Source organism: Brevundimonas sp. KH_025 (assembly GCF_057839885.1).
This window is the reverse complement of sequence record NZ_CM174501.1, coordinates 2,857,475-2,876,743: the sequence shown is the minus strand read 5'-3', so window position 1 is coordinate 2,876,743 and position 19,269 is coordinate 2,857,475. Positions and strand designations below refer to the sequence as shown.

Annotated in this window: 21 protein-coding genes; 7 read left to right on the top strand and 14 right to left on the bottom strand. The window is 69.7% G+C overall.

Annotated features, from left to right (window positions below; translation table 11 throughout):
• Positions 1–3: 3 nt before the first annotated feature.
• The 3 genes from lptE to AC3IS2_RS14235 form a co-directional block, all read right to left on the bottom strand.
• The gene (gene lptE / locus AC3IS2_RS14245) at positions 4–486 is read right to left on the bottom strand and encodes an LPS assembly lipoprotein LptE (RefSeq protein WP_489198441.1); all 483 of its coding nucleotides are present in this window, start codon (positions 484–486) and stop codon (positions 4–6) included.
• Complete coding sequence (gene leuS, locus AC3IS2_RS14240; RefSeq protein ID WP_489198440.1) at positions 486–3,068, bottom strand: leucine--tRNA ligase; 2,583 nt, start codon at positions 3,066–3,068, stop codon at positions 486–488. The genes lptE and leuS overlap by 1 nt, the downstream gene beginning before the upstream one ends.
• Positions 3,069–3,151: 83 nt before the next feature.
• Positions 3,152–3,598: a DUF3576 domain-containing protein gene (locus AC3IS2_RS14235; RefSeq protein ID WP_489198439.1), complete on the bottom strand. Its 447-nt coding sequence runs from the start codon at positions 3,596–3,598 to the stop codon at positions 3,152–3,154.
• A gap of 332 nt (positions 3,599–3,930) precedes the next feature.
• Here AC3IS2_RS14235 and AC3IS2_RS14230 point away from each other — a divergent pair, with 332 nt between their 5' ends.
• Complete coding sequence (locus tag AC3IS2_RS14230) at positions 3,931–4,329, top strand: NtrZ family periplasmic regulatory protein (RefSeq protein WP_489198438.1); 399 nt, start codon at positions 3,931–3,933, stop codon at positions 4,327–4,329.
• 13 nt (positions 4,330–4,342) lie between these two features.
• Here the strand turns inward: AC3IS2_RS14230 and AC3IS2_RS14225 are convergent, their stop codons facing one another.
• Positions 4,343–4,984, bottom strand: a complete 642-nt coding sequence (locus AC3IS2_RS14225; protein ID WP_489198437.1) for a thiamine phosphate synthase — start codon at positions 4,982–4,984, stop codon at positions 4,343–4,345.
• Between AC3IS2_RS14225 and AC3IS2_RS14220 the strand changes: the two genes are divergently transcribed.
• The 4 genes from AC3IS2_RS14220 (at position 4,983) to AC3IS2_RS14205 (ending at position 7,592) form a co-directional block, all read left to right on the top strand.
• Positions 4,983–5,693 carry a YggS family pyridoxal phosphate-dependent enzyme gene (locus AC3IS2_RS14220; protein ID WP_489198436.1) on the top strand — a complete coding sequence of 237 codons (711 nt, stop codon included), beginning with the start codon at positions 4,983–4,985 and terminating at the stop codon, positions 5,691–5,693. The two genes, AC3IS2_RS14225 and AC3IS2_RS14220, sit on opposite strands and share 2 nt — an antisense overlap.
• A gap of 58 nt (positions 5,694–5,751) precedes the next feature.
• Positions 5,752–6,438 carry a response regulator transcription factor gene (locus AC3IS2_RS14215; RefSeq protein WP_489198435.1) on the top strand — a complete coding sequence of 229 codons (687 nt, stop codon included), beginning with the start codon at positions 5,752–5,754 and terminating at the stop codon, positions 6,436–6,438.
• Between the two features lie 7 nt (positions 6,439–6,445).
• On the top strand, positions 6,446–7,369 hold the full coding sequence (gene gcvA, locus AC3IS2_RS14210) for a transcriptional regulator GcvA (RefSeq protein ID WP_489198434.1): 924 nt from the start codon (positions 6,446–6,448) through the stop codon (positions 7,367–7,369).
• 100 nt (positions 7,370–7,469) lie between these two features.
• Entirely contained in the window at positions 7,470–7,592 is a 123-nt protein-coding gene (locus AC3IS2_RS14205; RefSeq protein ID WP_489198433.1) for a hypothetical protein, read from the top strand.
• 59 nt (positions 7,593–7,651) lie between these two features.
• Here AC3IS2_RS14205 and xth read toward each other — a convergent pair whose 3' ends face one another.
• The 3 genes from xth to AC3IS2_RS14190 all read right to left on the bottom strand — a co-directional run bounded on the left by xth (position 7,652) and on the right by AC3IS2_RS14190 (position 12,033).
• A complete protein-coding gene (gene xth / locus AC3IS2_RS14200; protein WP_489198432.1) occupies positions 7,652–8,449 on the bottom strand; it encodes an exodeoxyribonuclease III in 798 nt (265 codons plus the stop codon).
• 219 nt (positions 8,450–8,668) lie between these two features.
• Positions 8,669–9,304 (bottom strand): LolA family protein, encoded by a 636-nt coding sequence (locus tag AC3IS2_RS14195; RefSeq protein WP_489198431.1) that lies wholly within the window; start codon positions 9,302–9,304, stop codon positions 8,669–8,671.
• Positions 9,305–9,561: 257 nt separating this feature from the next.
• On the bottom strand, positions 9,562–12,033 hold the full coding sequence (locus AC3IS2_RS14190; RefSeq protein WP_489198430.1) for an FtsK/SpoIIIE family DNA translocase: 2,472 nt from the start codon (positions 12,031–12,033) through the stop codon (positions 9,562–9,564).
• Positions 12,034–12,400: 367 nt separating this feature from the next.
• Between AC3IS2_RS14190 and AC3IS2_RS14185 the strand changes: the two genes are divergently transcribed.
• Entirely contained in the window at positions 12,401–13,651 is a 1,251-nt protein-coding gene (locus tag AC3IS2_RS14185; RefSeq protein ID WP_489198429.1) for a UbiH/UbiF/VisC/COQ6 family ubiquinone biosynthesis hydroxylase, read from the top strand.
• A 5-nt stretch (positions 13,652–13,656) separates the two neighbouring features.
• Positions 13,657–14,238, top strand: a complete 582-nt coding sequence (locus tag AC3IS2_RS14180) for a YdeI/OmpD-associated family protein (protein WP_489198428.1) — start codon at positions 13,657–13,659, stop codon at positions 14,236–14,238.
• A gap of 57 nt (positions 14,239–14,295) precedes the next feature.
• On the opposite strand, the gene AC3IS2_RS14175 is transcribed toward AC3IS2_RS14180, so the two are convergent.
• From AC3IS2_RS14175 to AC3IS2_RS14145, 7 genes are all read right to left on the bottom strand, one after another.
• Complete coding sequence (locus AC3IS2_RS14175) at positions 14,296–14,505, bottom strand: hypothetical protein (protein WP_489198427.1); 210 nt, start codon at positions 14,503–14,505, stop codon at positions 14,296–14,298.
• Positions 14,502–14,729, bottom strand: coding sequence for a hypothetical protein (locus AC3IS2_RS14170; protein ID WP_489198426.1), 228 nt, complete (start codon positions 14,727–14,729; stop codon positions 14,502–14,504). Before AC3IS2_RS14170 ends, AC3IS2_RS14175 begins: the two co-directional genes overlap by 4 nt.
• Entirely contained in the window at positions 14,726–14,884 is a 159-nt protein-coding gene (locus tag AC3IS2_RS14165) for a hypothetical protein (RefSeq protein WP_489198425.1), read from the bottom strand. Before AC3IS2_RS14165 ends, AC3IS2_RS14170 begins: the two co-directional genes overlap by 4 nt.
• Before the next feature lie 104 nt (positions 14,885–14,988).
• On the bottom strand, positions 14,989–15,183 hold the full coding sequence (locus AC3IS2_RS14160) for a Trm112 family protein (RefSeq protein ID WP_331033041.1): 195 nt from the start codon (positions 15,181–15,183) through the stop codon (positions 14,989–14,991).
• 143 nt (positions 15,184–15,326) lie between these two features.
• The gene (locus tag AC3IS2_RS14155) at positions 15,327–15,986 is read right to left on the bottom strand and encodes an LON peptidase substrate-binding domain-containing protein (RefSeq protein WP_489198424.1); all 660 of its coding nucleotides are present in this window, start codon (positions 15,984–15,986) and stop codon (positions 15,327–15,329) included.
• A gap of 13 nt (positions 15,987–15,999) precedes the next feature.
• Positions 16,000–16,893, bottom strand: coding sequence for a thioredoxin (gene trxA, locus AC3IS2_RS14150; RefSeq protein WP_489198423.1), 894 nt, complete (start codon positions 16,891–16,893; stop codon positions 16,000–16,002).
• Between the two features lie 389 nt (positions 16,894–17,282).
• Positions 17,283–19,043: a tetratricopeptide repeat protein gene (locus AC3IS2_RS14145; protein WP_489198422.1), complete on the bottom strand. Its 1,761-nt coding sequence runs from the start codon at positions 19,041–19,043 to the stop codon at positions 17,283–17,285.
• Between the last annotated feature and the right edge of the window lie 226 nt (positions 19,044–19,269).

Genomic DNA, 19,269 nt, shown 5'->3' with positions numbered 1-19,269 from the left:
GCTTCACTGGCCCGCCAGGGCGCGCATCATGTCCAGCCGGATCAGACGCGCCAGATCGGCGGCGGCGCGGTCCTCGCCGTCCTGCTGGGCGGCGATGGCGGCATAGGGCTGGTCGGCGGCGGCATAGGTGGTGGTCGTGGTCTGCGAGCCCTTGATCGGGGCTCCGCCGCTGACCGGGGTCAGGGTCCAGTCGGCCTTGACGGTCAGTTCGTAACGGCTGGCCGTGTCGTCGATGCGTCGGCCCAGGGAGCGGCGTCTCTGCACCACCTCGGTCGACAGACGATAGAGGGGCTGGGCCGACCCGTTCCAGCCGAAGACGTCCTCCAGCTGCTCGCGCAGCCGGTAGCCCAGGCGGTTGTCGGGGGTGGAGACCGCGATGCGCGACAGGCCCGCGCCCACGCCTGTCTCGCCGTACAGGGGCGTGAAACCGCAGCCGGACAGCAGGGCCGCGCCTGCGACGGCGATCAGGGCGAGGGCGCGGCGCATCAGCCGGCCACCAGATTGACGATACGGTCGGGCACCACGATCACCTTGCGGACGCTCAGGTTGTTGGCGGCAAGGTAGGCCTGAACCGTCGGATTGGCGAGAGCGGCGGCCTCGACCGTCGCATTGTCCGAGCCGCGCGGCAGGACGACCTCGCCGCGGCGCTTGCCGCCGATCTGGACGGGCAGGACGACTTCGTCGTCGGCGGCCAGGGCGGCGTCAAAGACGGGCCAGGGCGCGTCCAGGACCATGCCGTCCTGACCCAGACGGGCCCAGGCTTCTTCGGCCAGGTGGGGCGTGAAGGGGGCGATCAGGCGGGCCATGGTCGTCAGCGCCGTCTTCCGGGCCTCGCCGCCCGCCTTGTCGTGCTGACGCAGGGTCGCCAGGAAGGCGTAGAGCTTGGCGATGGCCGAGTTGAAGCGGAAGCCTTCGACGCCTTCGCTGACGGCCTTGATGGTCTTGTGCGTCTCGCGGATCAGGCTGGCGTCCACGTCGGCGTTGGCCGGGGCGGCGGGGTCGAAGCCGTCGAACTCGGTCCAGACGCGCTGGACGAAGCGGCTGGCCCCCTCGACGCCGCCGGCCGACCACTGGACGTCGCGCTCGGGCGGGCTGTCGGACAGGACGAACAGGCGTCCGGCGTCGACGCCATAGGCCTCGATGATGTCCTGCGGCGCGACCACGTTCTTCTTGGACTTGGACATCTTCTCGATGTCGCCGATCGTCAGGGCCGCGCCGTTGGACAGGCGGGTGGCGACGCGCTGGCCGTCCACGGTCTCGATGCGCACATCCGAGGGCTCGACCCAGCGCGGCTTGCCGCTGGCTTCATGGCCTTCGTAGTAGGTCTCGTGGACCACCATGCCCTGGGTGAACAGGCCGGCGAACGGCTCCTTCACGTCCATCAGACCGGCGTCCGACAGGGCGCGGGTGATGAAGCGGGCGTAGAGCAGGTGCAGGACCGCGTGTTCGACGCCGCCGATATACTGGTCGACCGGCAGCCACTTCGACGCGGCGGCCTTGTTGATCGGCTCGTCCGCCTTGGGATCGGCGAAGCGGGCGAAATACCAGCTGGAATCGACGAAGGTGTCCAGCGTGTCGGTCTCGCGACGGGCTTCGCCGCCGCACGTCGGGCAGTTGACGTGCTTCCAGGTCGGGTGACGGTCCAGCGGGTTGCCGGGCACGTCGAAGGTCACGTCCTTGGGCAGTTCGACCGGCAGCTGCTCCGCCGGCACCGCCACGGGACCGCAGGCCTCGCAGTGGATGATGGGGATGGGGCAGCCCCAGTAGCGCTGGCGGCTGACGCCCCAGTCGCGCAGGCGATAGATGGTCTTGGCCTCGCCTTGGGCCGCCGCCTCGATGCGGGCGATGGCCTCGGCCTTGGCCGTCTCGATGTCCAGGCCGTTGAGGAAGTCGGAACGGAAGATCGAGCCGGGGCCGGTATAGGCCTCGGTCCCCACGGCGAAGTCGTCGCCGGCGCCTTCGGGGCGGACGACCGGGATGACCGGCAGGTCGTATTTGCGGGCGAAGTCCAGGTCGCGCTGGTCGTGGGCCGGGCAGGCGAAGATGGCGCCCGTGCCGTATTCCGACAGGATGAAGTTGGCGATCCAGACCGGAACCTCGGCGCCGGTGAAGGGATGGACGACCTTCAGACCGGTGTCCCAGCCGATCTTCTCGGCCTGTTCGATCTCGGCCTGAGAGGCGCCGCCCTTGCGGCATTCGGCGACGAAGGCGGCGATCTCGGGGTCAGCGTCGGCCAGCTGTTTCGAGATGGGATGATCGGGGGCCAGGCCGACGAAGCTGGCGCCGAACAGGGTGTCGGGACGGGTGGTGTAGACCTCGACCGTCTCATGACCGGCGGGCGCCGCGTCGGGCGCGAAGGCCCATTTCATCTGCAGGCCCTTGGAGCGGCCGATCCAGTTTTCCTGCATCAGGCGGACCTTGTCGGGCCAGCGGCCCTCCAGTTCGGACAGGCCGTCGATCAGATCGTCCGCATACTGAGTAATGCGCAGGAACCACTGGTTCAGCTTGCGCTTCTCGACCAGGGCGCCCGAGCGCCAGCCGCGCCCGTCGATGACCTGCTCGTTGGCCAGGACCGTGTTGTCGACCGGGTCCCAGTTGACCACGCCGTCCTTGCGATAGACCAGACCGCGTTTGTACAGCTCCAGGAACCAGGCCTGCTGCTTGCCGTAATAGGCCGGGTCGCAGGTGGCGAACTCGCGGCTCCAGTCCAGCGACAGCCCCAGAAGCTTCAGCTGGTCGCGCATGGTGGCGATATTGGACCAGGTCCAGTCGCCGGGGTGGACGCCGCGCTCCATGGCCGCGTTCTCGGCCGGCATGCCGAAGGCGTCCCAGCCCATCGGATGCAGAACGTCGAACCCCTGCGCCCGCTTGTGACGCGCCACCACGTCGCCCATCACATAGTTGCGGGCGTGGCCCATGTGGATGTTGCCCGACGGATAGGGGAACATCTCCAGCACATAGTATTTCGGACGGCCGGTGTCGGCGTTGGGCACCGAAAAGGCGTCAGCGGCCGCCCAGCGGGCTTGCTGGCGGGGTTCGGCGGTCTTGGGCTCGTAACGAGTGGCCACGGCGTATCCTGAGGTATCGCCTCAGGCGCGAAGCTTGAGGCGGCCCTGAGGTCTGCGTTGGGGTGGCGGGTGAGAGGCGGCTCTTAGCGAGCCGCGTTGGCGAGATTAAGTTGGCGGGCGCGGGTCAGGATGGCGTTTTCCAGATCCGTTTCCGTCTGGGCCGCGACCGGGGCGGCCGACCAGGCGCCGGCGGCGTCCTTGACTTCCTTGGTCACCGACACGTTCAGGGCGTCGGCGCGCAGGCGGCGGTCCAGGATGAAGACGGTGGCCTTGAAGCGCTCGTTCGGCGCCTGCGGATTGACGTACCAGTCATAGTTGACCACGCCGCCCCACGGGTCGGCGCTGGCCAGGGGCATGAAGGCCAGGGTGTCCAGGGTGGCGCGCCACAGATAGGCGTTCACGCCGATGCCGAGCTGGGCGTCGGCCTTGGGGGCCTTCTCCTTGGCGCCGACGAAGGGCAGGCTGGAGCAGCCGCCGAGCAGCAGTCCCGACGCGATCAGGGCGACCGCAGCGCCGCGAACAAATGCCATTCCGAGAATCTCCGTAAGGGTTCGAGGTCGAGCCGTGATGCGGACCCCGAGCGCGCACGCCCGAAGCCGCGCACGTCTGCGCCGCAGCGAAGCTCTATAACACGGTGAAAAGGGGCGATGACAAGGCGAACCCGTGTTCGGGCGGCGCAAGCCGACTTATTGGCGTGCTGTCAGCGCCACAGGGCGGCACCAGAGTCGCGTGGAACCGTGTGCGCACGGCCACGTTGCGTTGACCGGGTGGACCAGCGGTGTCTAATCGCTGCGTTCCCGGGCTTCGGCTCTGGGTTCAGGAACAAGGACCGGCGCGTGAACGCCGCTCCAAGGGTTGGAAGATGCGTTTCGTTGCGATCATCGCTGCGACTGTGAGCGTTCTGGCTGTCGCCGGGATGGCCGTTGACGCTTCGGCGCAAGCCCGCCGTGCGCCCGCCGTCTCGCTGACCGAAGCCGCGGCCCAGTCGTCGACCTCCCCGGTCGCGCCGCAGCGCCGGGGATTGCGCTGGAACGACAGCGGCCGTTGGGGCCTGAATTTCAACCTGAACCAGCCGGTCGGCCGCGAGACCGACTGGGGCGACGTCGAGGCCGGCGCCTACTACCGCCTCAGCCCGCGTCTGCGCGTCGGCGCCGCCGCCAACCTGGCCTCGCCCGAGATCGACCCAGCCCGCGCCCCCGAAAGCGGCGCCGATCGCCGCGCCGCGCCGCGCGTGCGTCTGGAAACCATCTTCAAATTCTGATCGCGACCGGCTTTTAGGCCCTGAAGGCGGTCTGAACGGCGTCCACACCCGCGATCCCGCACGCGCCGGATCCGATCAGGGCCGCCGCATTGGCCGCGTTGACGCCGCCCAGGGCATAGACAGGGCAGGGCGCGGCCGTCGCTATCGCCCTGAAGCCTTCGATCCCCAGCGCCGCCCTGGCCGCCGAGGCGCCGCCCGCCGCGAACACCGGCGACAGGACCAGGGCGTCCAGATCGCGCGCGGCCTTCACGGCCTGCAACGAATGCGCCGCTCCGGTCAGCAGCCAGTCCGGCCGTCGTCCTGACAGGGCGTAGGCCGCCGACAGCGCCCGTTCCGGCAGATGCACCCCGTCCGCCCCGATCCGCTCGGCCAGATCGGCGTCCAGCCCGACCAGCAGCTTCACCCCTGCCGCCTTCGTCGCCGCCCGCAGACGGAGGCCCGTCTCCAGGGCGTCGGCCGCCCCGAAATGACGGAACACCACGCCTGCGCCCGCCGGCAATCGCGCCGCCGTCTCCCACGGCCGGGGCGTCCGCGCCGGGTCGGTGAAGAACAGCAGAGGGGGCAGGGACTTTCGGGGCGGGCTGACAGCCGCCGCCGCACGGGCTAGAGCCGTCGCCGTCCGCCACAGGGCGTCTGCGTCTTCGGTGAGGGTCATGACCGCCTCTAATCCCGCTTCCGTCGTTCCGTCCATCCATGATCGCTTCGCCGCCGTGCGCGACCGCATGGCCCGGGCCTGCGTAGAAGCGAGCCGAGACCCGGCGTCCGTGACCCTGACCGCCGTGTCCAAGACCCAACCGCCCGAGGCGCTGGACGCGGCCCTCGCCGCCGGCCAGCGCGTCTTCGGCGAGAACCGGGTGCAGGAGGCGCAAAGCCACTGGGCCGAGCGCCGCGCCGTTTTCCCCGATCTGGAGCTGCGCCTGATCGGCCCGCTGCAGACCAACAAGGCGGTCGAGGCGGTCGAACTGTTCGACGTCATTGAGACCCTGGACCGCGAGAAGCTGGCCGCCGCCCTGGCCGCCGCGATGGCGAAGACCGGCCGTCGCCCCCGCGTCCTGGTCCAGGTCAACACCGGCGCCGAGCCGCAGAAGGCCGGGGTCCTGCCGGAGGACGCCGACGCCCTCATCGCCGCCGCGCGCGACGTCCACGGCCTGACCGTCGAGGGCCTGATGTGCATTCCTCCGGCCGATGAAGCGCCCGAACCGCACTTCGCCCTGCTGGCCGAGATCGCCGCGCGAAACGGTATGCCGGTCCTGTCGATGGGGATGAGCGGCGACTATGAAACCGCCATTCGCAGCGGCGCGACCCATGTCCGGGTCGGTTCGGCCCTGTTCGGGGAACGAAATACGCCGCTGAAGCCCTCTTAAAGCGATGAAATAGCGGAGCGCCCTTGGCGAACCCCTCAAGCCTCGCCATTCTCTACCCATGCCGACGCCCAAGACCATCCTGATCATCGACGACGACGACGACCTGCGCGAGGCGCTGGCCGAGCAGTTGGCCCTGCACGAGGAGTTCCGTCCCGTCCAGGCCTCCACCGCGACCGACGGCGTGCGTCAGGCGCGCGAGGTCCGCGCCGACCTGATCCTGCTGGACGTCGACCTGCCCGACATGGACGGCCGCGAGGCCTGCCGCCTGATCCGCAAGGCGGGGGTTTCGACCCCGGTCATCATGCTGACGGCCCAGTCCTCGGACTCCGACGCCATCCTGGGCCTCGACTCCGGCGCCAACGACTATGTCACCAAGCCCTTCCGTTTCGCCGTCCTGCTGGCCCGCATCCGCGCCCATCTGCGCAGCCACGAGCAGTCCGAGGACGCCGTCTTCCAGATCGGCCCCTACGAGTTCCGCCCGGCGTCGAAGATGATGCTGGACGACAAGGGCAGGAAGGTCCGGCTGACCGAGAAGGAAACCAACATCCTCAAATACCTCTATCGCGCCGGGGCCAAGCCCGTGTCGCGCGAGGAGCTGCTGACCGAGGTCTGGGGCTACAACGCCGGCGTCACGACCCACACCCTGGAAACCCACATCTATCGCCTGCGCCAGAAGATCGAGCCCGAGCCGGGCCAGGCGCGGCTGCTGCTGACCGACGCGGGCGGCTACCGCCTCCAGCCTTGACGCGGGCATGAGCGAGCGTCGCCCGACCCCGCCTCTGGTGGCGCTTCGGGCGTTCGACGCGGCGGCGCGCCTCGGCAGCTTTCGCGAGGCCGCTGAGGAACTGGGCGTCACCCCCGGGGCCGTCAGCCGCCACATCAAGGCGCTTGAGATGCGGCTGGGTCTGCGTCTGTTCGACCGCTTCAACCGCTCCGTGGTCCTGACCGCCGACGGCCGTCGTCTGGCGCAAGGGGTGGCCGACGCCTTCGAACGCCTGGAAAGCGCCCTGGAGGCCGTGCGGCCGGGCCGTAGCCGTCAGCTGCGGATCTCGGCCCTGCCGTCGCTGGCCGGCAAGTGGCTGTCGCCGCGCCTGCACCGCTTCAGCGAGGACAACCCTGACCTCGACCTGATCGTCTTCGCCGAGGACCGGGTCGTCGACCTGTCGAACGGCGAGGCCGACGTCTCCCTGCGCTACGGCGAAGGGCCCTATCCTGGCCAGACGGCGCGTCGGTTGATGAGCGAGCGTCTGATCCCGGTCTGCGCCCCCTCTCTGGCGGCCGCCCGTCGGGTCAGCAAACCCGCCGATCTTCTGGACGCGGTGCTGATCCACGAGACCTGGCACGACATGCCCTACGCCGACCGCATGGGCTGGAAGGCCTGGTTCGAAAGCGCAGGGGTCGAGGACCCGCGCGTCAACCATCTGCGCGGTCCGGTCTTCAGCCACAGCCATCTGGCGCTGGAAGCCGCCCTGTCGGGCCGGGGCGTGGCCCTGACCTCGGCGCCGCTGGCCGCCGATGACCTGAGAGAGGGGCGCCTGATCCAGCCGGTCGATCACGCCCTGACCAACAACCTGGCCTATTGGGCGGTGGTCCTGCCGGAACGCGCCGACGAACCCAAGCTGCGGCGCTTCCTGAACTGGATCGAGGCCGAGGCTCATGCCGACCCGATCGAGTGATCTGAACTCACTCGACCAGGCCTAAGCGTGGTTTGTCCACAGCGGCTCGATGGACCATGTTCGGCGGGTTCGGATCTCCCCGCCGAAAAGGACCCAAGTCATGAAACTCGTGCATCCCCGCGCCGACGCTCTCTCGTTCGAAGCCGTCGTCGTCTTCACCGGCAGCGTCACCCTGATCCTGCTGGGCGTTCTGGCCGGCGCCAAGCTGTTCGGCGCCGCCTGACGCAGTAGAGGCAGGCGGTCGCTCCCCCGACCGCCTGTCGTCCGCTCATCTGAAATTTTCTAGACGTCCAGGTCCATCACGACCGGGGCGTGGTCGCTGGGCCGCTCCCATTCGCGCACCGTGTCGAGGATGCGGGCGCTGCCCTTGACCACGGCGGGCGTCAGGCCGGGCGAGGTCCACAGGTGGTCCAGCCGCAGGCCGCGGTTCGAGACGCGGAAGTCCTTGGCGCGATAGCTCCACCAACTGGCCAGCTTGACCGGGTCCGGGATCTGGTCGCGCACGACATCCGCAAAGCCGCCGGCGTCCTGCAGTCGGCGCAGGGTCTCGATCTCGCCCGGCGTGTGGCTGACCACCTTCAGCATGAACTTGTGATTGAAGACGTCGTTGTCGCCCGGCGCGATGTTGAAGTCGCCCGCCAGGACCAGGGGCCGCTGCTGATCACGCGTCTTCATCTCGGCGGTCAGGCGCTCATAGAAGTCCATCTTGTGATCGAACTTCGGGTTCAGCTTGCGGTCGGGGATGTCGCCGCCGGCCGGAATGTAGAAGTTCTGCACCTCCACCCCGCCGATCAGGCCCGAGACGCAGCGGGCATGGCCCTCGCGGCAGACGTCCAGCTTGGGGTTGTCGAGGATGGGCAGGCGGCTGGCGATGGCCACGCCGTGCCAGCCTTTTTGGCCGCCGATGCGCAGATGGGGCAGGCCCATCTCCTCGAAGGCTTGGCGCGGGAACTGGTCCTCGGTGCACTTGATCTCCTGCAGGCACAGGACGTCGGGCGCGTATTCGGCGACGAAGCGGGCGACCTGATCAATGCGCAGGCGGACCGAGTTGATGTTCCAGGTGACGATACGAAGGGTCATGCCGGGGGCTTAGCATGGCCGGGAGATGAAAAAAGCGCCCGGAACGGATCCGGGCGCTGTTCAGTTCGTCTCTCTCGCCGCCGGGAGGGGATGATTCCATGGCGGACAGAACGGCCGCCGCCGTTCTGTGGTCAGAATGTCACACGATCGAAAAAAGTCAAATCAACAAAAGGCGTCAAGGCTGTGCAGCCCGCGTGACGCCCGTTCCGGTTGCGGCCTCTAGTTGCGGCCGGGACGCCGCGTCGGGTCGCGCAGCTGGAACAGGCTGGCGGCCAGACCCGAGGCCGGCTGCAGCGAGGTCAGCTGGATGCGGGTGCGCGAGCCTTGGGCGTCGGTGATGCTCCATTCCTGCAACCGCAGCGGCGACCCGGCGAAGGCCAGGATGACCGAGCCTTCGTTGGGCTTGGAGGCGTCGCGGGCGGTGATGGCGAAGGCGCCGGACGCCATGCGGGTGACGCGGTCGACGCGCACGCCCTGATCCAGTCGGACCTCGCGGGCCAGGAAGGTCGACAGAGGCGTGGCCCGCAGCGGCACCTGACGGAAGACGTTGAGGCGCGGGTCGTAACGTTTGACGTTGTTGCCGTCGGCCACGACCAGAAGGCCCGCCGGTTCGGTGTACTCAAAGCGCATCTTGCCGGGGCGCTGCAGCCAGAACCGACCGGAGCGTTGCTGGCCGCCAGGGCCGGTCTCGACGAAATTCCCCTGCGCCGCCGTCAGGGCGGTCAGATAGGCCTGGGCCTGCCGCAGGGTCGCCTGGTCCTCGGCGGACAGGGTGGACTGGGCCGAGGCGGGCGCGGCGGCGATGATGGCCAATGCGGCGGCGCTGAAGCCGAAGGCGCGGCGTGAAAGGGTCATGTCTTGTCTTCTCCCGTTCGGGATGAGGGTTCGGATGGTCATCAAGCCGGATGCAGACGGCGACCCCATGACGCCAGCCTGACCATATTTCGGCGGCCCGATGAAGCGCTGTTCATTGTTTTGGGTCCTAACGCTCGCGACGCGGTCGCTCGCTGCTTGAGGACCATCGCAGAAACAGGCGGCGCTGAAGCAGCGAGCGACCGCGGCGTGAGCGATAGCGCCCGGCAGCGAAGCTGCCGCCTCGGCTGACAAGCCGATCACACCATAGGCGGAGGCCCGGCCAGGATGTCGCGTTTTCCGGCGTGGTTGGCGGGGCTGACGACGCCTTCCTGCTCCATGCGCTCGATCAGGGTGGCGGCGCGGTTGTAGCCGATCTGCAGGCGGCGCTGGATGTAGGAGGTCGAGGCCTTGCGGTCGCGCGTCACCACGGCCACGGCGCGGTCATAGAGGTCGTCGCCCGACATGCCGTCGCTGTCGCCGCCCATGGCCCCGTCGCCGTCGCCGTCCGGCTCGTCGGTGATCAGGTCGAGGTAGTCCGGCTCGGCCTGGAGACGCAGGTGTTTGCACACCTCCTCGACTTCCTGGTCCGTCACGAACGGGCCATGCAGGCGGGTGATGCGGCCGCCGCCGGCCATGTAGAGCATGTCGCCCTGACCCAGCAACTGCTCGCCGCCCTGCTCGCCCAGGATGGTGCGGCTGTCGATCTTGGACGTGACCTGGAAGCTGATCCGGGTCGGGAAGTTGGCCTTGATGGTGCCGGTGATGACGTCCACCGACGGGCGCTGCGTGGCCATGATCAGGTGGATGCCCGCGGCGCGGGCCATCTGGGCCAGACGCTGGACCGCGCCTTCCACGTCCTTGCCGGCGACCAGCATCAGGTCGGCCATCTCGTCCATGACCACGACCAGATAGGGCATGGGCTCGGGGCGGATCTTCTCGCTCTCGTAGACCGGGCGGCCCTGTTCGTCGAAGCCGGTCTGGACGGTGCGCTCGAAATGCTCGCCCTTTTCCTGGGCCTCGCGGGCGCGCTCGTTGTAGCTGGCGACGTTGCGGACGCCGAGCTTGGACATGCGCCGATAGCGGTCCTCCATCTCGCGCACGGTCCACTTCAGGGCCACGACCGCCTTCTTGGGATCGGTGACGACCGGCGCCAGCAGGTGCGGGATGCCGTCATAGACCGACAGCTCCAGCATCTTGGGGTCGATCATGATGAAGCGGCACTCGGCCGGCGAGTGGCGGAACAGGATCGACAGGATCATGGCGTTGACCCCGACCGACTTGCCCGAGCCGGTGGTGCCCGCGATCAGCAGGTGAGGCATGCGCGCCAGGTCGGCCACATAGGGCTCGCCGCCGATGGTTTCGCCCAGCGCCAGCGGCAGGAGATGGCTCTTCTTGTCGTATTCGCCGGACGCCAGCAGGTCGCGCAGGTAGACGGTCTCGCGCTTGGCGTTGGGCAGTTCGATGCCGATGGCGTTGCGGCCCTGCACGACCGAGATGCGGCAGGCGCGGGCCGACATGGAGCGGGCGATGTCGTCGGCCAGGGCCACGACGCGGCCGTGCTTCACGCCCGGCGCGGGGACCAGTTCGTAGAGGGTGACGACGGGGCCGGGGCGGATCTGGTCGATCACGCCGCGCACGCCGAACTCCTGCAGCACGCCCTCCAGCATCTTGGCGTTCTGCTTCAGCGACTCCTCGTCCACGGCGCCGCCGCGCTGGCCGGGCTTGGCCAGGATGCCGAGCGAGGGCAGGTCGAAGCCCTCGCCGGGCTCGAAGTCGAAGGCCTGCTGGTCGGCGTCCGAACGGGGCTTGGGCGCCTTGACCGCCGCCACGCGCGGCTCGACCGTTTTCGGCGCGCGGGCCGAGGGCGGGGCGATCGGGGCGGGGGCCGCGTCCTCCCACGGCGGGGCATAGGCGGCGGGTTCGTCGTCGGCGTAGGGATCGGCCGCATAGGGGTTGTCGTCGGCCTCGAGGTCGGGCGACGGGGCGGCGGGCGCCTCCGGTTCATGAACGCGGCGCGGGCGGCGCGCGGCGGTCGCGGCGGCGGGCGCAGCCTCGGCGACGGCGCGGGCCGGCTTGGCCGGGCGCTCGGCCTGCTGGGCGCGGCGGGCGGCGTTCTTCTCGGCGGCCCAGCCGGCGGTGTCGGTGAAGTCGCGCAGACGAAGGCCGACCGCATAGCCCAGCGCCCACAGGCCGAGGATCAGGAACAGGCCCCCGGCGATCCAGCGCCCGCCCGGAACGTGCAGGGCGGACAGCCCTTGCGCCGACAGACCCGTCACCCCGTCGCCCCACAGACCGCCCAGACCGGCCGCCAGGCGCCAGGCGGCGGGCGCGGCCAGGGCCGACAGGGCGGCGGACAGCAGCAGGACGCCGGCGATCGAGCAGAAGATCTTGAAGGCCGTCGGCTGCAGCCGGTGCTGCAGGGCGTCGCCGATGGCGGTGGCCAGACCGAAGGCGATCAGCAGCAGGACAGCGGGCCAGGCCGCCAGCCCCAGCGACTGCATCATCAGGTCGGCGAAGACGGCGCCGGTCCCGCCCAGCCAGTTGGTCGCCCCCTGCGTCGAGGCGGCGTTGAGGCTGGGATCGGCCGGGTTCCACGAGATCATGGCGACCAGCAGCAGGGTCGCCAGCAGGGCTTGCAGCACGCCGCGGAAACGCACGGCGAAGGGCGCCGCCCAGACGATGCGGGCGGTGGACCAGGCGCGTTGGCCGAGCGCGAGGGCGGCGGACATGAAGGCGAACCTCAGAAGACTAGTCCCTCCCTTGTCGCGCGACAGGGTTAAGGGGCTGTTTACCAGGGCGGCCGGATCAACCCTTCAGACGACAGGATTGATCAACGATGGCGGATCGAAAGCTGGAAGGACCCGGCAGCGCTGAAAGATTGAAGTCTGTGCGGAGGGGCTTTCAGCAGGTTTCGCGACGGCTAAGCTGGCGCGATCGGTTGCAAGGATGGGCCGCCTTGGGCCGCTCCTTTGTCGCATGGTTCATCGGGTTGGCGCTGTTCGCCCTGGCTGTGCTGATGATCGCCGATCGGCTGGCCTGAGCACTTGCGACCTCTCGCCTCTGGACGCGGGCGATCATCGGCGCGACACAGGCGGCATGGCTCAGACGGACTACGACATCATCATCGCGGGCGCGGGACTGGCGGGGGCGACGTTTGCGCTCGCCGCGGCGCAGGGCGGGCTGAAGCCGGTGCTGGTCGATCCCCAGCCGTTCGACGCCCAGCTGGCGCCGACCTTCGACGGGCGTTCCACCGCCATCGCCTATTCCACCTTCCGCATGCTGGACGCGCTCGGTTTGGGCGAGAGCCTTCGCCCGCACGCCTGCCGCATGGACCGCATTCTGGTGACGGACGGCAAGCGGCCGGGCGCCGCCAGCCGGCCGCCGTCGCCCGCCTTCATCCGCTTCGACGCCGACGAGATCGGCGACCGCAACGGCGGCGAGCCTCTGGGCTATATGCTGGAGAACCGCCGCATCCGCACGGCTTTGGCGCAGGCCGTGACCGCCGCGGGCATCGAGGTCCGGGCGCCGGCCAGCGTGGCCTCGGTCGACGTCGGGCCGGGTCTGGCGACCGTGACGCTGAAGGACGGCTCGACGATTCAAGCGCCTCTGGTTGTCGGGGCCGAAGGCCGCGGCTCGACCGTGCGTCAGGCGGCCGGGATCGACACCCTGGGCTGGGGCTATGGCCAGAGCGGCGTGGTGGCGACGGTCAGGCTGGGCCGCGACCACGGCAATGTCGCCCACGAGTATTTCCTGCCCGACGGCCCCTTCGCCATCCTGCCGCTGACGGACCAGCGCGCCAGCCTGGTCTGGACCGAGAGCACGCGCCGGGCCGAGGCCCTGAAGGCGGCCTCGGACGAGGCCTTCCACGCCCACCTGATGCGGCGCTTCGGCGAGTTTCTGGACGGGGTCGAGGTGGTCGGGCCGCGCTTTGTTTATCCGCTGTCGCTCAGCCTGGCCGAGAAGCTGGTCGCGCCGCGCATCGCCATCCTCGGCGACGCCGCCCACGGGGTGCACCCGGTGGCGGGGCAGGGGCTGAACATGGGGCTGAAGGACGCCGCCGCCCTGGCCGAGGTCCTGACCGACGCCGTGCGCATCGGTGAGGACATCGGCTCGGAGCTGGTGCTGGAGCGCTATGCCCGCTGGCGACGCTTCGACAATGCGGCCCTGGCGGCGGGCTTCGACGGCTTTGTGCGGCTGTTCTCCAACGACTTGCCGCCGGTGCGGCTGGCGCGCGATCTGGGCATGGCGGCGGTCAACCGCATCGCCCCCCTGCGCCGCGCCTTCATGCACGAGGCCGGCGGCGCGACCGGGGACCTGCCGAAACTGCTGAGGGGCGAGCGCCTCTAGACGCCATGCCGGAGATGCGAACCGACCTGGCGACGCTGGCTTTTTCTTCTGCCGAGGCCTTGCGCGCCTGGCTGGAGACGCATCACGCGACCTCGCCCGGCCTCTGGATCAAGTTCGCCAAGCCGGCGGCGAGCGCGCCCTCCGTCTCCAAATCCGAGGCGATCGACGCCGCCCTGTGCTTTGGCTGGATCGACGGCCAGCTCGCGCAGCATGACGACAAGTGGTGGCTGACGCGGTTCACGCCGCGAAAGGCGCGCAGCAAATGGTCAGCGATCAATGTGAAGCGGGCCGAGGCGCTGGTCGCTTCCGGGCGCATGCGCCCGGCGGGTCAGGCGCAGATCGACGCCGCCAAGGCTGATGGCCGCTGGGACGCGGCCTATGCACCGGCCTCGAGCGCCGTGACGCCGGACGATCTGGCGGCGGCGCTGGCGACGAATCCGAAGGCCCGGGCCTTCTTTGAGACGTTGAGCGGCGCCAATCGCTACGCCATCCTCTACCGTCTGCAGGACGCCAAGAAGCCCGAAACCCGGCAGCGGCGGCTGGAGACCTTCGTCGCCATGCTCGAGGCCGGCGAGACCCTGCACTAGTCCCAGGTCGCCGCGCCGCCTCCCTGCCGCTGGGCGACAGGGAGGACGGACGCCTAGTCAGTCGTGGGTGTGCAGCAGCACGTCGCCGCCGTCGCGGCGGTCGGCTTCCTCGACGGCGCAGCGCAGGGCCGAGGCGCGGTTCTGGAACAGGCCGAAGAAGAGGCCGTCCGAGGAGGCCAGGCGCCAGACCCGGCCCATGCGCTGGATTTCGAACAGCACCGGATGGGCGCGCCTGGCGCCCGAGGGAGAGAGAGGTTCGGCGGTCATGCTTTGGTCTCTGGCTCGGCGTGGTTCAGGCCGTCGGCCTGGCGCTGAAGCTGGCGGGCGATGCGAAGCGCCGCCGCCTGGTCGGGGAAGGGCCGGGTGGCGCAGCTGTCCAGGGTGACGCACCAGCCGCCGTCGCGGGCGACGACGCCATAGGTGCGGCAGCGGTGCGGCACGGCGACAGACTGGGCCTCGGGCACCGAGGCGTCGGGATAGCCGGTCATCATCGCGAGCGGCTCCGGTCGCCGGGGTCGCGCGGGGTGCAGCCGAGATAGAGGGCCAGAACGGTCTGGGTCATACGCCAAACACCGGGAGATGTGGCGCTGGGCGGCGGCGCGGAGGCGGGGTTCAGGGACTGGTTCAACAGGGCGCGGCGGCTCATGGGGGTCTCCTTCAGAGCCTGAAGAAGACGCCCAAATCGCATAAGGGCGCGATGAGGAAAGCGAGCCGCCGCCTAAGCGCGGCGTAAACTCAGTCCCCCTTGAATCAATCCAGGGGGCGGGCGTCCTCGACCAGCATGATCGGCACGCCGTCGCGGATGGGGAAGGCCAGCTTGGCCCCGGCCGAGACCAGTTCGTTGCGCTCGCGGTCATAGGTCAGGCGGCCGCGCGTGACCGGGCAGACCAGAACCTCCAGCAGACGGGGATCGACCGAGACGGGGGTGTTGAAGGCGTCGCTCATAATTTTAGACCCTATCGCTCGCCGCGGCGGCGGCTCGCTGCTTGAGGGGGTTTAGGCCCTATCATTCGCGACGCGGTCGCTCTGGGCTTTCTTAGTGGGCTATCGCGCTTCGCGCTACTTGAGCCCGTTGGCGCAGCGGGTCTTCACTGCATCGCCGGGCTGTCGTCGTCGCCGGGGTCGGCGGCGTCGATGCGGAGGAGGGCGGTCAGGGCCTCGGCGCGGTCCTCCAGCGTCATGGCTTCCAGCAGGGCCTGTTTCTCGGGCGGTTCGAAGGGCAGGGCCATGGCCAGGCTGTTGATCAGGGCCTCCTGCGGCGCGATCCCGGCCGTGTCCCAGTCCACGTTCAGCCCTCGATGCTCCAGATAGGGGCGCAGGGCATCGAGGAAATGGTCGCGGTCGAACTCGGCGGTCGGGTCGGGGGCGCGCAGATCGGCCTCGAACGGGGCGAAGTCGGCGCGGACCTGGCGATAGGGCGTCTTGACCTGCAGCTCGCCGGTCACGCGATAGCGGCAGACCCCGGTCAGGGTGATCAGATAGCGCCCGTCCGAGGTCTCGTTGAAGCTGGTGATCCGACCGGCGCAGCCGACGCGGGCCAGCGGCGGCTGCGGCTCGGCGGCGCCGGTCAGGGGCTGGATCAGGCCGATGATCCGATCCCCGGCCATGGCGTCGTCGACCATGTTCAGATAGCGCGGCTCGAACACGTTGAGCGGCAACTGGCCGCGCGACAGCAGGATCGAGCCGGGCAGGGGGAAGACCGGGATCACCTGGGGCAGTTCAATCGCCTTGATATAGCCCTGGGCCATCGCCGGTCTCCGATCAGGCGAACAGGATGGACGACAGGCGGCGGCGGCCGTCGCGGGCCACCTCGCTGGTCGCGCCCGCGGCCTCGAACACGGTCAGCAGCTGCTTGCGCGCCGCCTGGTCGTTCCAATCGCGGTCGGCCTTGACGATGGCCAGCAGTTGATCGACCGCGCCGTTCAGGTCGCCCGCCGAAGCGAGCGCCAAAGACAGGTCGTAGCGGGCCTGATGGTCGTTGGGATCGGCGGCGATCTGGGCCTGCAGTTCGGCGGTCGGGCCGGTCGGGGCCGAGGCGGCCAGCGCCAGCTGGGCGCGAACGCTCTGGACCATGGGGTCGGTCGAGTCGGCGGGGGCCATGGCGATGGTCTGGCGGGCCTGTTCCGCATCGCCCTCGGCCAGATAGACGCGGGCCATGCCGGCGATGGCCTTGGGGTTGTCAGGCTCCATGGTCAGGACGTGGGCGAAGGCCTGGGCCGCGCCGCCGAGGTCGTTCAGCGACAGGGATTCCTCGCCCAGCGACAGCAATTGCTCGACGTCGGTGTTGACGCCGGCCCCGCCGGTCAGCTTGTCGATGAAGGCCTTGATCTGGCTGTCGGGCACGGCGCCCTGGAAGCCGTCGACCGGCTGGCCGTTGACGAAGGCATAGACCGTCGGGATCGACTGGACCCGCAGTTGCCCCGCATAGGCCGGGTTCGCATCCACGTCGATCTTGACCATCTTCACCGCGCCGGCGGCGCCGCGCACGGCCTTCTCCAGCGCCGGGCCCAGGGTCCGGCACGGGCCGCACCAGGTGGCCCAGAAGTCGACGATGACCGGCTGATGTTTCGAGGCCTCGACCACGTCCTGCATGAAGCTGGCGTCGGTGCCGTCCTTGATCAGGTCGTCGGAAAGCTTGGGGTCGGCGAAGGTCATGATCGGGTCCGCGTAGGGGTCGAAGAATCGTAACGGATCAGATGGCGTCGGGATGCCTCGCCATCAAGCGCCAAGTGCAGGAAGTGAGGCGTCTGGCCGCAACCGCGACCGGTCCGCGAGAAAAACAGAGTCCAATTCGTCTGAATCGTCTGAAATCGGCGATCAGATTCAACCTGCCTATAGTGGATCGCTGCGTCAGAAGAGGTCGCTTCCGAAGGAAAGCCCTCCCCCTCGAGGGGGGAGGGTTGGGTGGGGGTGGAGGCAGATGATGTGACCGGGGAACGCAGGGGGCGCGGTCGCGTCTCGCGCGCCTTCATGGTCAGGGCAGCGTCCACACCCCCATCCCCGGCCCTTCCCCCCTCGAGGGGGAAGGGGGCAAGGAGACGATTCTACAGCCGGTCCATGCGCAGCCAGCGGCGGTCCCCCAGCCAGGCGGCGCGCAGGGCCGCTTCCGCCGTCGCCGCCGCGTCGGCGTGACCTTGCGCCGCTTCGCTGCGGGCCAGGCCGTAGAGGGCCCAGCCGTTGTTGGGCGTCTGGGCCAGGGCGTAGCGGAAGGCGACGGCGGCCTCGGCGGGGCGACCGGCCTGATAGAGGGCCGCGCCCAGCGACTGGTTGACCGGATAATACCAGTAGGGCGGCTCCTGATAGGGCAGGCCCGCTTCGATCTCGGCGGCGCGGCGATAGTGGCCGGCGGCTTCGAGATGGCGGCCGCGCGCCGCAGCCAGCCGACCGCGCGCCACGGCCTCGGCCAGGCTCAGCAGGTCGGGGGCCGGCACGCCCTGGGCGACCATGTCGGCGAAGGCGTCCGAGGCCTTCAGCGCGTTCAGCGCCGCCAGCTCGCGCTCGAAGCCCCTCTGGTCGCGCAGCCGGGCGTAGGCGACGGCGCGGGCGTAATGGCGCATGGCGACGGCGTAGGGCAGACGGGCGTCAGGGGCGGGCGCGGCCAGGATGGCGCGCGGCGCGGCGAACTGGGCCAGGGCCTGATAGGGGGCGGCGTCGATGACCTGAATCCAGGCGATCCTGGCCGAGGTCGCCGGGTCCAGCACCGTGCGCAGGCGCCGCGCCTCGGTCAGGGCGGTGGTCATGTCGCCGGCCATCTGGGCCGAGGCGACGATGAAGTGGATGTTGTGCGGATAATAGCCGTAGCGGACCAGGCTCTCGTCGCCGGCGTCGCGGATGAAGGCCTCGTCGGCCCGCGCCGCCGCCACGTTCAGGCGGATGGAGTCAGCGTAGCGCCCGCGCCGCACATAGATGTGGCCGGGCATGTGGACCAGATGGCCGGCGCTGGGCGTGGAGGCCGCGGCCAGGCGGTCGGCCGCGGCCTCGGCCCGCTCAGGATCGGCGGCCTCCATCAGGTGGATGTAGAGGTGGGCGGCCTGCACATGCGCCGGGTTGCGGGCCAGGACCCCCTCGACCAGACGCACGGCCTCGCCGCTGCGTCCGATCGAAGTGCGCTTGTCGGCCTCCCAGTAGTTCCACGGGGTCGTGTCCATCGCGGCCTCGGCGGCCAGGACGGCGATGTCGCTGTCGTCAGGAAAGCGGCGGGCGACCGCCAGCATGGCATCGGCGTAGGCGGCGTCCAGCGCCGCCCGGTCCGCATTGGGATCGCGGGAGTAGCGCAGCGCCAGGGCCTCGATCAGGGCCTGCTCCTGCGGCGTGGCCAGCGTCCGCAGGGCCATGGCCCGGCCGAGGGCCTTGAGCGCGGCGGCCCGGTCGCGCTCGTCCATCGGGGCGTTGATGTTGGGGCCGAGCGCCACGGCCTCGCCCCACCAGCACAGGGCGCAGTCGGGATCCAAGCCTTGCGCCTCGCGGAAGGAGCGCACGGCGCCGGCGTGGTTGAAGCCATAGGCCAGCATCAGGCCCTGGCTGAAATAGGCCTGGGCCCGCGCATCGCGCGTCGTCGCAATCAGCGGGGAGGCCGTCAGGTCGGGATAGAGGGGAATGGGCTGGGCCTGGCTGGCCGGGGCGGCGACGGCCGAGGCGATCAGCAGCTCGCGGACCAGGGCGCCGCCCGCCTTGGCCGGGCCGCACAGGGCGCCGAACAGGCTGTTCGTCTCCAGGGTCGCGGCCGACAGATGCGGCGTCGCCGCCGAGCCCGTCAGGACCAGTCCGGCGCCGCCCACGGCCAGGGCTTTCCACAACAGTCGCATGCACCGTCCCCCTTGAGGGTCTGACGCGATAAACGCCCGCGGCGCCGTCCGGCGCAGAGATGAAGAACGGCGATATTATTCGTCGCGGCGCCGGATAAAAGGGCGATTCCGGGAAACGGGACTTTTCCGCGTCCGGGGTTGCTCCACGAAAGAGCGCCGTCCGATCCAGGGTTCGCCTCGGATGGGGCCGACCCTGAACACGGACCCGAGCGTCACCCCCTCGCCG